Origin of the sequence: Pseudomonas sp. MM213 (assembly GCF_020423045.1) — a bacterium.
Taxonomy (GTDB): Bacteria; Pseudomonadota; Gammaproteobacteria; order Pseudomonadales; family Pseudomonadaceae; genus Aquipseudomonas; species Aquipseudomonas migulae.
In genome coordinates, this window is sequence record NZ_CP081943.1 from 3317939 (window position 1) to 3330822 (window position 12884).

At 58.6% G+C, this 12884-nt stretch carries 12 protein-coding genes; 10 read left to right on the forward strand and 2 right to left on the reverse strand.

Going from position 1 to position 12884, the window contains the following annotated elements:
• Window positions 1-336: 336 nt before the first annotated feature.
• Both argF and K5R88_RS15070 read left to right on the forward strand, forming a co-directional pair.
• Window positions 337-1257, forward strand: a complete 921-nt coding sequence (gene argF, locus K5R88_RS15065; RefSeq protein WP_032832563.1) for an ornithine carbamoyltransferase — start codon at window positions 337-339, stop codon at window positions 1255-1257.
• A complete protein-coding gene (locus K5R88_RS15070) occupies window positions 1254-2363 on the forward strand; it encodes an ABC transporter ATP-binding protein (RefSeq protein ID WP_008040856.1) in 1110 nt (369 codons plus the stop codon). The genes argF and K5R88_RS15070 overlap by 4 nt, the downstream gene beginning before the upstream one ends.
• 126 nt (window positions 2364-2489) lie before the next feature.
• Here the strand turns inward: K5R88_RS15070 and K5R88_RS15075 are convergent, their stop codons facing one another.
• Window positions 2490-3272, reverse strand: coding sequence for a PhzF family phenazine biosynthesis protein (locus K5R88_RS15075; RefSeq protein ID WP_226300208.1), 783 nt, complete (start codon window positions 3270-3272; stop codon window positions 2490-2492).
• 15 nt (window positions 3273-3287) lie between these two features.
• Complete coding sequence (gene ybaK, locus K5R88_RS15080) at window positions 3288-3758, reverse strand: Cys-tRNA(Pro) deacylase (protein ID WP_007971306.1); 471 nt, start codon at window positions 3756-3758, stop codon at window positions 3288-3290.
• 369 nt (window positions 3759-4127) lie between these two features.
• Between ybaK and K5R88_RS15085 the strand changes: the two genes are divergently transcribed.
• From K5R88_RS15085 to K5R88_RS15120, 8 genes are all read left to right on the forward strand, one after another.
• Window positions 4128-4979 (forward strand): MIP/aquaporin family protein, encoded by an 852-nt coding sequence (locus tag K5R88_RS15085; RefSeq protein ID WP_008032171.1) that lies wholly within the window; start codon window positions 4128-4130, stop codon window positions 4977-4979.
• A gap of 75 nt (window positions 4980-5054) precedes the next feature.
• Window positions 5055-6560 carry a glycerol kinase GlpK gene (gene glpK / locus K5R88_RS15090; protein ID WP_008032172.1) on the forward strand — a complete coding sequence of 502 codons (1506 nt, stop codon included), beginning with the start codon at window positions 5055-5057 and terminating at the stop codon, window positions 6558-6560.
• 95 nt (window positions 6561-6655) lie between these two features.
• Entirely contained in the window at window positions 6656-7411 is a 756-nt protein-coding gene (locus K5R88_RS15095) for a DeoR/GlpR family transcriptional regulator (RefSeq protein ID WP_008032173.1), read from the forward strand.
• 277 nt (window positions 7412-7688) lie between these two features.
• Window positions 7689-9227, forward strand: coding sequence for a glycerol-3-phosphate dehydrogenase (gene glpD / locus K5R88_RS15100; RefSeq protein WP_226300209.1), 1539 nt, complete (start codon window positions 7689-7691; stop codon window positions 9225-9227).
• A gap of 385 nt (window positions 9228-9612) precedes the next feature.
• A complete protein-coding gene (locus K5R88_RS15105) occupies window positions 9613-10527 on the forward strand; it encodes a glutamate/aspartate ABC transporter substrate-binding protein (RefSeq protein ID WP_008032176.1) in 915 nt (304 codons plus the stop codon).
• Between the two features lie 194 nt (window positions 10528-10721).
• A complete protein-coding gene (locus K5R88_RS15110; protein ID WP_008032179.1) occupies window positions 10722-11468 on the forward strand; it encodes an amino acid ABC transporter permease in 747 nt (248 codons plus the stop codon).
• Entirely contained in the window at window positions 11468-12139 is a 672-nt protein-coding gene (locus K5R88_RS15115; protein WP_192420023.1) for an amino acid ABC transporter permease, read from the forward strand. The genes K5R88_RS15110 and K5R88_RS15115 overlap by 1 nt, the downstream gene beginning before the upstream one ends.
• Window positions 12136-12870: an amino acid ABC transporter ATP-binding protein gene (locus K5R88_RS15120; protein ID WP_008032183.1), complete on the forward strand. Its 735-nt coding sequence runs from the start codon at window positions 12136-12138 to the stop codon at window positions 12868-12870. Before K5R88_RS15115 ends, K5R88_RS15120 begins: the two co-directional genes overlap by 4 nt.
• Window positions 12871-12884 lie beyond the last annotated feature (14 nt).

A 12884-nucleotide genomic window follows, 5' to 3' on the forward strand; every position in this document is an offset into this window, starting at 1 on the left:
AGGCACATTGCCATCAGCGGACTGGAATGCCGGGTCAGAAACCGACCATCAGCGCACCATGCCCGCCCTGTTTGATTGCAAAGCCCCGCAGCCGCAGTGTACAAATGAGCAGCTGCTGTCAGGAAACAGGCTTCAAAAGCGCTACTGCGGTCACCCCATAGCCCCTCTGAAATCCCCTAAAAACCGTAGCCCTATTGGTAAGACGCGACATTTAATTATAAGATCGCGCCTTCCCCTATTTCGTCGCCCTGTGCGGCTTACGCCGCAGGTCTCGCCCGTTTTCCAGTTAAACAAGGCTTTGAGCATCTGCGGTTTGTAGCAAAAAGGTAGTCAATGATGAGCGCAAGGCACTTTCTCTCCCTGATGGATTGCACGCCCGAAGAGCTGGTCAGCGTGATCCGTCGAGGCGTTGAGCTCAAAGACCTGCGTAACCGCGGCGTACTGTTCGAGCCTCTGAAAAACCGCGTGCTCGGGATGATTTTCGAGAAGTCCTCGACCCGTACCCGGATCTCGTTCGAGGCCGGCATGATCCAGCTCGGTGGCCAGGCAATCTTCCTGTCGCCGCGCGACACGCAACTGGGCCGTGGCGAACCGATCGGCGACGCCGCCATTGTCATGTCGAGCATGCTCGATGCGGTGATGATCCGTACGTTTTCCCACAGCACCCTGACCGAATTCGCCGCCAATTCGCGCGTCCCGCTGATCAACGGCCTGTCCGATGACCTGCACCCGTGCCAGTTGCTGGCCGACATGCAAACCTTCCTCGAACATCGCGGCTCGATCCAGGGCAAGACCGTTGCCTGGATCGGCGACGGCAACAACATGTGCAACAGCTATATAGAAGCGGCGATCCAGTTCGACTTCCAGTTGCGCATTGCGTGCCCTGAAGGCTATGAACCCAATCCTGAGTTCGTGGCCAGCGCCGGTGACCGGGTGACCATCGTCCGGGATCCAAAGGACGCCGTGCGCGGCGCTCATCTGGTGAGCACCGACGTCTGGACCTCCATGGGCCAGGAAGAGGAAACCGCCAAGCGCCTGAAGCTGTTCGCGCCGTTCCAGGTCACCCGTGCCCTGCTCGACCTGGCCGCCGATGACGTGCTGTTCATGCATTGCCTGCCCGCCCACCGTGGCGAGGAAATCAGCCTCGACCTGCTCGATGACCCGCGCTCAGTCGCCTGGGATCAAGCGGAAAACCGTCTTCACGCACAAAAGGCCCTGCTCGAGTTTCTCGTTCCGCCTTCGTACCACCACGCATGAGCCAGCCATTACTGCTTAACCTGCGCAACCTCGCTTGCGGCTATCAAGACCAGCGCGTCGTGCAGAACCTCAACCTGCATTTGAATGCCGGTGATATCGGTTGCCTGCTCGGTTCTTCGGGTTGCGGCAAAACCACGACGCTGCGGGCGATTGCCGGTTTTGAACCGGTGCACGAAGGTGAAATCACCCTGGCGGGCGAGACGATCTCCAGCGCCGGCTTCACACTCGCACCGGAGAAACGCCGGATCGGCATGGTGTTCCAGGATTACGCGCTGTTTCCGCATTTGAGCGTGGCGGAAAACATCGCGTTCGGGATTCGCAAGCATCCGCAAAAGGATCGTGTGACCGAAGAACTGCTGGAACTGGTCAACCTGAAAAACCTCGGCAAACGCTTTCCGCACGAGCTTTCCGGCGGTCAGCAACAGCGTGTTGCCCTGGCTCGCGCCCTGGCGCCGGAACCACAACTGCTGCTGCTCGACGAACCGTTTTCCAACCTCGACGGCGAACTGCGGCGCAAGCTCAGCCACGAAGTGCGCGACATCCTCAAGGCCCGTGGCACCAGCGCGATTCTGGTGACCCACGACCAGGAAGAAGCCTTCGCGGTAAGCGATCATGTCGGGGTTTTCAAGGAAGGTCGCCTGGAACAGTGGGACACGCCCTACAACCTGTATCACGAACCGCTGACGCCATATGTAGCCAGTTTCATCGGTCAGGGATACTTCATTCGTGGTCAGCTGAGCAGCCCGGAATCGGTGCAGACCGAGCTGGGTGAATTGCGCGGCAATCGGGCCTACACCTGGCCGATTGGTGGTGCCGTGGACGTATTGTTGCGCCCGGACGATATCGTTTATGCGCCGGACAGTGGCTTGAAGGCGCGGATTGTCGGCAAGTCGTTCCAGGGTGCGTCGACGTTGTATCGGTTGCAGATGCCCACCGGCGCGCAGCTGGAATCGATTTTCCCGAGCCATGCCGATCATCTGGTCGGTGCAGAAGTTGGCATCCGGGTTGCCGCTGAACACCTGGTGTTGTTCCAGGCGTCCGGCAGCATCGCCGCGCAGATTCCTACGGTCGAATCCGGCGTTCGGCGTTACAGCACTGCCAGCTGATACCTGAATCTGTAGGAGCGAGCGGTGCGGCGATCCGACTTGCCCGCGAAGGCGTAGTGTCAGTCGATATTTGCATTGCCTGACACTACGCCTTCGCGGGCAAGCCTCGCTCCTACGGAATTGGGGTTAACCGAGGATCAGCATTCCGCTCGCAACCAGCGTCGCATTCCCGCCGATCTTCACCCGATCGCCTTCCAGCCGACAGAACAACTCCCCGCCTCGCTTCGAACACTGATACGCCGTCAGGCTCGACTTGCCCAAACGCTTCGACCAATACGGGATCAAACTGCAATGGGTCGAACCGGTCACCGGATCCTCATTGATACCGATCGCCGGCGCGAAGTACCGCGACACAAAATCATGCTTGCTGCCCTTGGCGGTGACGATGGCACCCGGCCACGGCAGTTTGGCCAACGCGACCATATCGGGCTGACAGTCGAGCACGGCCTGCTCCGACTCCAGCACCACGAATAACTCATTCGAACCCAACACATCGACCACGTCGACGCCCAAGGCGCGTTCGACATCCAGGGTCACGCCGACTGCAGACGGCACGATTGCCGGGAAATCCAGCCACAAGCGGCCGCCCTCACGACTCACGCTCAGCGGGCCGGACTTACAAATGAAGTCCAGGCGTTCGACCGGTTCTTTATAGATCTCGAACAAGACATAAGCGCTGGCCAGGGTGGCATGCCCACACAAAGGCACCTCGGTGGTCGGAGTGAACCAGCGGATGTGCCAACCCTGCCCTTCACGCACCATAAAGGCCGTTTCGGCGAGGTTATGTTCAGCGGCGATTTTCTGCATCAACTCATCGGCGAGCCAGACATCAAGCCGATAGACCATCGCCGGGTTACCGCTGAACGGTCGCTCACTGAACGCGTCGACCTGATGGAACTCAAGCTGCATAACCGTCTCCCTGATTCAGGCGCGGCCGATATCGGCGAACTTGGCCTGGGTATGTTCGGCCAGTACTGCGGGGGCCAGTTCCACTTCCAGGCCACGTCGACCGGCACTGACAAAAATGCTGGCAAAGGGCTGGGCCGAATTATCGATAAACGTGCGCAGGCGCTTTTTCTGTCCCAGCGGGCTGATGCCGCCCAACAGATAACCCGTCGAGCGTTGCGCGGCGGCAGGGTCGGCCATTTCGACTTTTTTCACCCCGGCGGCATGCGCCAGGCCCTTCAAGTCCAGACTTCCGACGACCGGCACCACCGCCACCAGCAATTCCCCTTTTTCACTGGCCGCCAGTAACGTCTTGAACACTTGCGCCGGGTCCAGCCCCAGTTTCTCCGCGGCCTCCAAGCCATAGGACGCCGCCTTCGGATCATGTTCGTAACTGTGCACGCGATGTTCGGCACGAACTTTTTTCAACAAATCCAATGCGGGGGTCATGACAGCTCCAGACTGGGCGGCAGAGAAAAAATACTGCGCTGGATTCTAGGACATTGCTCCATAAAAGGCTCTATCACGGCAGCGTTTCCAGCGCTTGGCGCGTTTTTTTACCGCTCGTCAGAGTTCGTCCGGTCCGCCAAACAAAACGATCATTCATGTGACTAATAGTTGCATTGTGACCGACAGTTCACTTTCGACCTTTGACAGCAGTGTTTCTTGTCTATATTTTTTCGAATCTGAATACAGTACAACGTGACAACGCAGTACCCAGCAGTAAGCCAGGAACAGGATGGGGATCCTGCCCTGGTGAAAATCGCGCTTTGGCCATGACGAAAAAAGCGCCAGACAACAAAAACAAAGAGGTTTTCAATGACAACTGCTTTACAACAACCGTCGCTTTCGAGCCAATGCATGGCCGAGTTTCTGGGCACTGCACTGCTGATCTTTTTTGGTACCGGTTGCGTTGCCGCGCTCAAGGTCGCGGGCGCCAGCTTTGGCTTGTGGGAAATCAGCATCATCTGGGGCGTCGGCGTCAGCATGGCGATCTACCTGACCGCTGGGGTTTCGGGTGCTCATCTCAATCCTGCCGTAAGCATCGCGCTGAGCATTTTCGCCGACTTCGAAAAACGCAAACTGCCGTTCTATATTCTTGCCCAGGTGGCCGGCGCCTTCTGCGGCGCGTTGTTGGTTTACACGCTGTACAGCAATCTATTCTTCGATTACGAACAAACTCACCATATGGTTCGTGGCACTCAAGCCAGCCTTGAACTGGCGTCGGTGTTCTCCACGTTCCCCAACCCGGTCTTGTCCACGGCCCAGGCCTTCCTGGTTGAAGTGATCATCACCGCCGTCCTGATGGGCGTGATCATGTCCCTGACCGATGACAACAACGGTCTGCCAAACGGGCCGATGGCGCCGCTGCTGATCGGCCTGCTGATCGCGGTGATCGGTAGTTCGATGGGCCCGCTGACCGGTTTTGCGATGAACCCGGCGCGTGACTTCGGTCCCAAACTGATGACTTTCTTCGCTGGCTGGGGTGAAATTTCCTTCACTGGTGGCCGCGATATCCCGTATTTCCTGATCCCGATTTTTGCACCGATTGTCGGTGCCTGCCTCGGTGCTGCAGCGTATCGCGGGCTGATTGCCCGTCATCTGCCCAGCGCCGAACCTGCTACAAAGGACGCAACACCGGCCATTGACGGCAAACCAAGAACTTCTTGATACCGTAGGCGCGTGATCCTGCCCATTTGGTCCCGCGCCTGACCTCACTCCCTTTTTTCGTCCAAGGCAATCGACATGACCGACATTCAGAATAAGAACTACATCATTGCCCTCGATCAGGGTACGACCAGCTCCCGCGCGATCATTTTCGACCGCGACGCGAACGTGGTTTGCACCGCCCAGCGCGAATTCGCCCAGCATTACCCGCAAGCCGGTTGGGTCGAACACGACCCGATGGAAATCTTCGCCACCCAAAGCGCCGTGATGGTCGAGGCCCTGGCGCAAGCCGGCCTGCATCACGACCAGGTCGCGGCCATCGGCATCACCAACCAGCGCGAAACCACTGTGGTCTGGGACAAGACCACCGGCCGCCCGATCTACAACGCGATCGTCTGGCAGTGCCGCCGCAGCACCGAGATCTGCCAACAGCTCAAACGTGACGGCCACGAGCAATACATCAGCGACACCACCGGCCTGGTCACCGACCCGTACTTCTCCGGCACCAAACTCAAGTGGATCCTCGACAACGTCGAAGGCAGCCGCGAGCGTGCGCGCAAAGGCGAACTGCTGTTCGGCACCGTGGACAGCTGGCTGATCTGGAAATTTACCGGCGGCAAAGTCCACGTCACCGACTACACCAACGCCTCGCGCACCATGCTCTTCAACATCCACACCCTGGAGTGGGATGCGAAGATGCTGGAGGTGCTGGATATTCCGCGCGAGATGCTGCCGGAAGTTAAATCCTCGTCGGAAATCTACGGCCACACCAAAAGCGGCATCGCCATCGGCGGTATCGCCGGTGATCAGCAGGCTGCCCTGTTCGGCCAGATGTGCGTCGAGCCAGGCCAGGCGAAAAACACCTACGGCACCGGCTGCTTCCTGCTGATGAACACCGGCGACAAAGCCGTTAAATCCAAGCACGGCATGCTGACCACCATCGCCTGCGGCCCGCGTGGCGAAGTGGCCTACGCACTGGAAGGCGCGGTGTTCAACGGCGGCTCCACCGTTCAGTGGCTGCGTGACGAACTGAAAATCATCAACGACGCCCACGACACCGAATACTTCGCCAACAAGGTCAAGGACAGCAACGGCGTGTACCTGGTGCCAGCCTTCACCGGCCTGGGCGCTCCGTACTGGGACCCGTATGCCCGTGGCGCACTGTTCGGCCTGACTCGCGGCGTACGCGTGGATCACATCATTCGTGCAGCGCTGGAGTCGATTGCCTACCAGACCCGCGACGTGCTCGACGCCATGCAACAGGATTCCGGCGAACGCCTCAAAGCATTGCGTGTGGATGGCGGCGCGGTGGCAAACAACTTCCTGATGCAATTCCAGGCCGACATCCTCGGCACTCAGGTCGAGCGCCCGCAAATGCGCGAAACCACCGCACTCGGTGCCGCGTACCTGGCCGGTCTGGCGTGTGGCTTCTGGGGCAGCCTGGAAGAACTGCGCGGCAAGGCGGTGATCGAGCGCGAATTCGAGCCGACACTGGACGAAACCGCCAAGGAAAAACTCTACGCCGGCTGGAAAAAAGCGGTCAGCCGCACGCGTGACTGGGAACCTCATGAAGGCGCTGAATAAGCCAACGTAAGTACTCGTATCTGTATGTAACTGGTAGGGAGCAGATTCCTGCGGCATCATGGGCAAATTTTGCACGGCAGCCCAAAGGAAGCCCCATGAATCTGCCTCCCCGTCAGCAGCAAATCCTCGAACTGGTCCGCGAACGCGGCTATGTCAGCATCGAGGAAATGGCCACGCTGTTCGTCGTTACACCGCAGACCATCCGCCGCGACATCAATCAGCTCGCGGAATCCAATTTATTGCGTCGCTACCACGGTGGCGCAGCCTACGATTCCAGTGTCGAAAACACCGCCTACGCCATGCGTGCCGATCAGATGCGCGATGAAAAGCAGCGTATCGGCGAAGCCATTGCCGCACAGATCCCCGATCACGCCTCGCTGTTCATCAACATCGGCACCACGACCGAATCGATTGCCCGGGCGCTGCTCAACCACAACCACCTGAAGATCATCACCAACAACCTGCATGTGGCTTCGATGCTCAGCGCCAAGGACGACTTCGACGTTCTGCTGACCGGTGGCAATGTGCGGCGCGACGGTGGCGTGGTCGGTCAGGCGAGTGTCGACTTCATCAACCAGTTCAAGGTCGACTTCGCCCTCGTCGGTATCAGCGGTATTGATGAAGACGGCAGCCTGCTGGACTTCGATTATCAGGAAGTGCGGGTGTCGCAGGCGATCATCGCCAATGCGCGGCAGGTGATTCTGGCGGCGGACTCCAGCAAATTCGGGCGCAATGCCATGATTCGCCTGGGGCCGATCAGCTTGATCGATTGCCTGGTGACGGATCAGCAGCCAGTGCCGGCGCTGGCGCAGTTGTTGAGTCAGCACAAGATTCGGTTGGAGGTTGTTTAACCCCTCTGACTGCTAAACAACCTCCTTGTAGGAGCCGGCTTGCTGGCGATGGCGTCTTCAAGGCCGCCATCGCCAGCAAGCCGGCTCCTACAAAATGCGTGCCCCCGCAATCCCCCCTCGGCTACTAATGTTCGTAAATTTTCCTTTAACGGCCCTTCGATCAGTATTTTCAATCGAAGTTAACTGGCTGTGGGCGGCTTTATGGGCTACCATTTTCGCAAATGAACATTAATGTTCGAAATCCAATATCGACAATCAAAAAAACCGAGGCCAGCCGATGCCCACTTCTACCTTGCCTAAGCCCCCACTCGCCGAGGTCTACGATATCGCCGTCATCGGTGGCGGGATCAATGGCGTGGGGATCGCAGCGGATGCCGCCGGTCGCGGTCTTTCGGTGTTCCTTTGCGAAAAGGATGATCTGGCCAGCCACACCTCGTCGGCCAGCAGCAAACTGATCCACGGTGGCCTGCGCTACCTCGAACATTACGAATTCCGTCTGGTCCGCGAAGCCCTCGCCGAGCGCGAAGTGTTGCTGGCCAAGGCGCCGCACATCGTCAAGCAAATGCGCTTCGTCCTGCCGCACCGTCCGCACCTGCGTCCGGCCTGGATGATCCGCGCCGGCCTGTTCCTGTATGACAACCTGGGCAAACGGGAAAAACTGGAAGGTTCGAAAAGCCTGAAGTTCGGCCCGGACAGCCCGTTGAAAAGCGAAATCACCAAAGGCTTCGAATACTCCGATTGCTGGGTCGACGACGCTCGCCTGGTGGTCCTGAACGCCATGGCGGCCCGCGAGAACGGCGCCCATGTGCACACCCAGACCCGCTGCGTCAGCGCCCGTCGAACCAAAGGCCTTTGGCATCTGCACCTGGAACGCGCCGACGGCAGCCTGCTTTCGATCCGCGCCAAGGCGCTGGTGAATGCGGCCGGCCCATGGGTTGCCAAGTTCATTCGTGATGATTTGAAGATGGAATCGCCGTACGGCATCCGCCTGATCCAGGGCAGTCACCTGATCGTGCCGAAACTGTACGAAGGTGATCACGCGCACATTCTGCAAAACGAAGATCAGCGCATCGTCTTCACCATTCCGTACCTGAACCATTTCACCCTGATCGGCACCACCGACCGTGAGTACACCGGCGATCCGGCAAAAGTGGCGATCACCGAAGGCGAAACCGATTACCTGTTGAAAGTGGTCAACGCCCACTTCAAGAAGCAGATCAGCCGCGACGACATCCTGCACAGCTATTCCGGTGTTCGTCCGCTGTGCAACGACGAATCCGACAATCCGTCGGCCGTCACCCGCGACTACACCCTCGCGCTTTCGGGCACGGGCGAAGAAGCGCCGTTGCTGTCGGTGTTCGGCGGCAAGCTGACCACCTACCGCAAACTGGCCGAGTCGGCGCTGGCGCAACTGGCACCTTACTTCACGCACATCAAGCCGAGCTGGACCGCCAGCGCCACCCTGCCGGGCGGCGAAGACATGACCACCCCGCAGGCGCTGAAATCGCGCATCCGCGACCAGTTCGACTGGGTACCGACCGAAATCGCCCGTCGCTGGGCAACCACTTACGGCAGCCGCACCTGGCGCATGCTTGAAGGCGTGCAAAGCCTCAGCGACCTGGGCGAGCACATCGGCGGCGGTCTCTACACCCGCGAAGTCGATTACCTGTGCAGCGAAGAGTGGGCAACCACGGCGCACGACATTCTGTGGCGTCGCAGCAAGCTGGGCTTGTTCACCACCCCGGCCGAGCAGCAAGCGCTGGCGGAGTATCTGAGCAAGGTCGAGCAGAACCGCAGCAAGATTGAAGCGGCCTGATCGGCAATCCGCTTGAACGAAAGCCCCTGAATCTCACGATTCAAGGGCTTTTTGCTATTCGGGAAACACCATCAATCCCCTGTAGGAGCTGGCTTGCTGGCTCCTACTGGGGAAAGTGTTTACAACATGGAGCATTCGGTTTTCCGAACGCGACCCGTCGGTCTATTCGGTTAACCGGACTATCTCATTCCAAAAAACGCGCAATAAATATTTAATATCCTTATAAATCAATGTTTTAACCTGTATCGACTGGTCTGGCACGAGTCATGCTCTACACTCTTGGACGAATGCTTGTTGCGCGGACCTTGAGAAGCCGACAGACATTCGAAGCACAAAAGGGCCGATGAACTGGCTCCATAAAAAAAACAATGTCGAGGAAAATTTGATGCGCATCGTTCCCCATATCCTGGGCGCAGCCATTGCTGCAGCTCTGATTACCACTCCAGTTTTCGCTGCCGAACTCACCGGCACACTGAAGAAGATCAAAGAGTCCGGCACCATCACCCTCGGGCATCGTGACGCTTCCATTCCGTTTTCCTATATCGCGGACGCTTCCGGCAAGCCGGTTGGCTACTCCCACGATATTCAGCTGAAAGTCGTTGAAGCCCTGAAAAAAGACCTCGACATGCCGAATCTCCAGGTCAAATACAACCTGGTGACCTCGCAAACCCGCATCCCGCTGGTGCAGAACGGCACCGTGGACCTCGAGTGCGGTTCCACCACCAACAACGTCGAGCGTCAGCAGCAAGTTGACTTCTCCGTCGGCATTTTCGAAATCGGTACTCGCCTGCTGTCCAAGGCAGACTCCAAGTACAAGGATTTCGCTGACCTGGCCGGCAAGAACGTCGTGACCACCGCCGGCACCACGTCCGAACGCATCCTCAAGGCGATGAACGCCGACAAGCAGATGGGTATGAACGTCATCTCCGCCAAAGACCACGGCGAATCCTTCCAGATGCTGGAAACCGGCCGTGCCGTGGCTTTCATGATGGACGACGCCCTGCTGGCAGGTGAAGCGGCCAAAGCCAAGAAGGCAACTGACTGGGCCGTGACCGGCACTCCACAGTCCTACGAAATCTACGGCTGCATGGTCCGCAAGGGCGACGAGCCGTTCAAGAAGGCTGTAGACGACGCCATCGTGGCAACCTACAAGTCGGGCGAGATCAACAAGATCTACGACAAATGGTTCATGCAGCCAATCCCGCCAAAAGGTCTGAACCTGAATTTCCCGATGAGCGACGAGCTCAAGGCCCTGATCGCCAATCCGACCGATAAAGCGGCTGACGACAAGAAATCCTGATTTCTGACTAACCTTACCTCCTGAGAGGGCCAACGCCCTTTCAGGAGGTGGTCACTTCCTGCTGGTATTTTTTGGAAACACTCGAACCGGTGGCTGTCGAGCCGGGAGCGTGTGCCTGATCGAAAAGGTCAGGCGGGAACGGAGCTTCCCCCAAGCGGGCACTTGCACATCGATTGAACTGAGGGGAGACCCTAATGAATTACAACTGGGACTGGGGCGTGTTCTTCAAGTCCACCGGCGTGGGCAGCGAGACCTATTTCGACTGGTACGTGTCCGGTCTGGGCTGGACCATCGGCATCGCCATCGCGGCCTGGATCATCGCCCTGACACTGGGCTCGATCCTGGGCGTCATGCGCACCGTGCCGAACCGCATCGTATCGGGCATCGCCACCTGCTACGTCGAACTTTTCCGTAACGTACCGCTGCTGGTGCAGCTGTTCATCTGGTACTTCCTGGTGCCCGACCTGCTGCCGCAAGACCTGCAGGAATGGTACAAACAGGACCTGAACCCGACCACCTCCGCGTTCCTCAGCGTGGTTGTCTGCCTGGGCCTGTTCACCACAGCTCGCGTTTGCGAACAGGTTCGCACCGGTATTCAGGCACTGCCAAAAGGCCAGGAATCCGCTGCTCGCGCCATGGGTTTCAAGCTGCCGCAGATCTACTGGAACGTGCTGCTGCCCCAGGCCTACCGGATCATCATTCCGCCGCTTACCTCGGAATTCCTGAACGTATTCAAGAACACCTCCGTCGCTTCGCTGATCGGCCTGATGGAGTTGCTCGCACAAACCAAACAGACCGCCGAGTTCTCCGCGAACCTGTTCGAAGCGTTCACCCTGGCGACCCTGATCTACTTCACCCTGAACATGAGCCTGATGCTGCTGATGCGCCTGGTCGAGAAGAAAGTGGCCGTACCGGGCCTGATCTCCGTAGGGGGTAAATGATGGAATTCGACTTCTCGGGCATCATCCCGTCCCTGCCGGGCCTGTGGAACGGCATGGTCATGACCCTGCAATTGATGGCGCTGGGCGTCGTCGGCGGGATCATCCTCGGCACGATCCTCGCGCTGATGCGCCTGTCCCACAGCAAAGTGCTGTCGAACATCGCCGGCGCCTACGTTAACTACTTCCGTTCGATTCCACTGCTGCTGGTCATCACCTGGTTCTACCTGGCGGTGCCGTTCGTGCTGCGCTGGATCACCGGCGAAGACACACCGATCGGCGCATTCGCCTCGTGCATCGTGGCGTTCATGATGTTCGAAGCGGCGTACTTCTGCGAAATCGTCCGCGCTGGCGTGCAGTCGATTCCCAAAGGCCAGATGGGCGCTGCCCAGGCCCTGGGCATGTCGTATGGCCAGATGATGCGCCTGATCATCCTGCCGCAAGCGTTCCGCAAGATGACCCCGCTGCTGCTGCAACAGAGCATCATCCTGTTTCAGGACACCTCGCTGGTCTATGCCGTCGGCCTGGTGGACTTCCTCAATGCCTCGCGTGCCAGTGGCGACATCATCGGCCGTTCGAATGAGTTCCTGATCTTCGCAGGTCTCGTGTACTTCACAATCAGCTTTGCCGCCTCGCTGCTGGTCAAGCGTCTGCAAAAAAGGTTTGCCGTATGATCTCTATCAAGAATGTCAACAAGTGGTATGGCGACTTCCAGGTACTGACTGACTGCAGCACCGAGGTCAAAAAAGGCGAAGTGATCGTGGTGTGCGGGCCGTCCGGCTCCGGCAAATCCACCCTGATCAAATGCGTCAACGCCCTGGAACCGTTCCAGAAAGGCGACATCGTGGTCGACGGCACGTCCATTGCGGACCCGAAGACCAACCTGCCGAAGCTGCGCTCACGCGTGGGCATGGTGTTCCAGCATTTCGAGCTGTTCCCGCACCTGACCATCACCGAAAACCTGACCATCGCGCAGATCAAGGTCTTGGGCCGCAGCAAGGAAGAAGCCACCAAGAAAGGCCTGCAACTGCTGGAGCGCGTCGGCCTCTCGGCACACGCTCACAAGCACCCGGGCCAGCTCTCCGGTGGTCAGCAACAGCGTGTGGCGATTGCCCGTGCGCTGGCGATGGACCCGATCGTCATGCTGTTCGACGAACCGACCTCCGCGCTCGACCCTGAAATGGTCAACGAAGTGCTCGACGTGATGGTGCAACTGGCCCACGAAGGCATGACCATGATGTGCGTGACCCACGAAATGGGCTTCGCCCGTAAAGTGGCGGACCGGGTGATCTTCATGGACGCCGGCAAAATCATCGAAGACTGCAAGAAAGAGGAGTTCTTCGGCGACATCAGCCACCGCGCCGAGCGTACCCAGCACTTCCTCAACAAGATTCTGCAGCACTAAAAAACACCGCTCCC

Bases quoted from the DNA above. Each gene is read 5' to 3' on its own strand.
- argF (WP_032832563.1), top strand. From the start codon at position 337: ATGAGCGCAAGGCACTTTCTCTCCCTGATGGATTGCACGCCCGAAGAG.
- K5R88_RS15070 (WP_008040856.1), top strand. From the start codon at position 1,254: ATGAGCCAGCCATTACTGCTTAACCTGCGCAACCTCGCTTGCGGCTAT.
- K5R88_RS15075 (WP_226300208.1), bottom strand. From the start codon at position 3,272: ATGCAGCTTGAGTTCCATCAGGTCGACGCGTTCAGTGAGCGACCGTTC.
- ybaK (WP_007971306.1), bottom strand. From the start codon at position 3,758: ATGACCCCCGCATTGGATTTGTTGAAAAAAGTTCGTGCCGAACATCGC.
- K5R88_RS15085 (WP_008032171.1), top strand. From the start codon at position 4,128: ATGACAACTGCTTTACAACAACCGTCGCTTTCGAGCCAATGCATGGCC.
- glpK (WP_008032172.1), top strand. From the start codon at position 5,055: ATGACCGACATTCAGAATAAGAACTACATCATTGCCCTCGATCAGGGT.
- K5R88_RS15095 (WP_008032173.1), top strand. From the start codon at position 6,656: ATGAATCTGCCTCCCCGTCAGCAGCAAATCCTCGAACTGGTCCGCGAA.
- glpD (WP_226300209.1), top strand. From the start codon at position 7,689: ATGCCCACTTCTACCTTGCCTAAGCCCCCACTCGCCGAGGTCTACGAT.
- K5R88_RS15105 (WP_008032176.1), top strand. From the start codon at position 9,613: ATGCGCATCGTTCCCCATATCCTGGGCGCAGCCATTGCTGCAGCTCTG.
- K5R88_RS15110 (WP_008032179.1), top strand. From the start codon at position 10,722: ATGAATTACAACTGGGACTGGGGCGTGTTCTTCAAGTCCACCGGCGTG.
- K5R88_RS15115 (WP_192420023.1), top strand. From the start codon at position 11,468: ATGGAATTCGACTTCTCGGGCATCATCCCGTCCCTGCCGGGCCTGTGG.
- K5R88_RS15120 (WP_008032183.1), top strand. From the start codon at position 12,136: ATGATCTCTATCAAGAATGTCAACAAGTGGTATGGCGACTTCCAGGTA.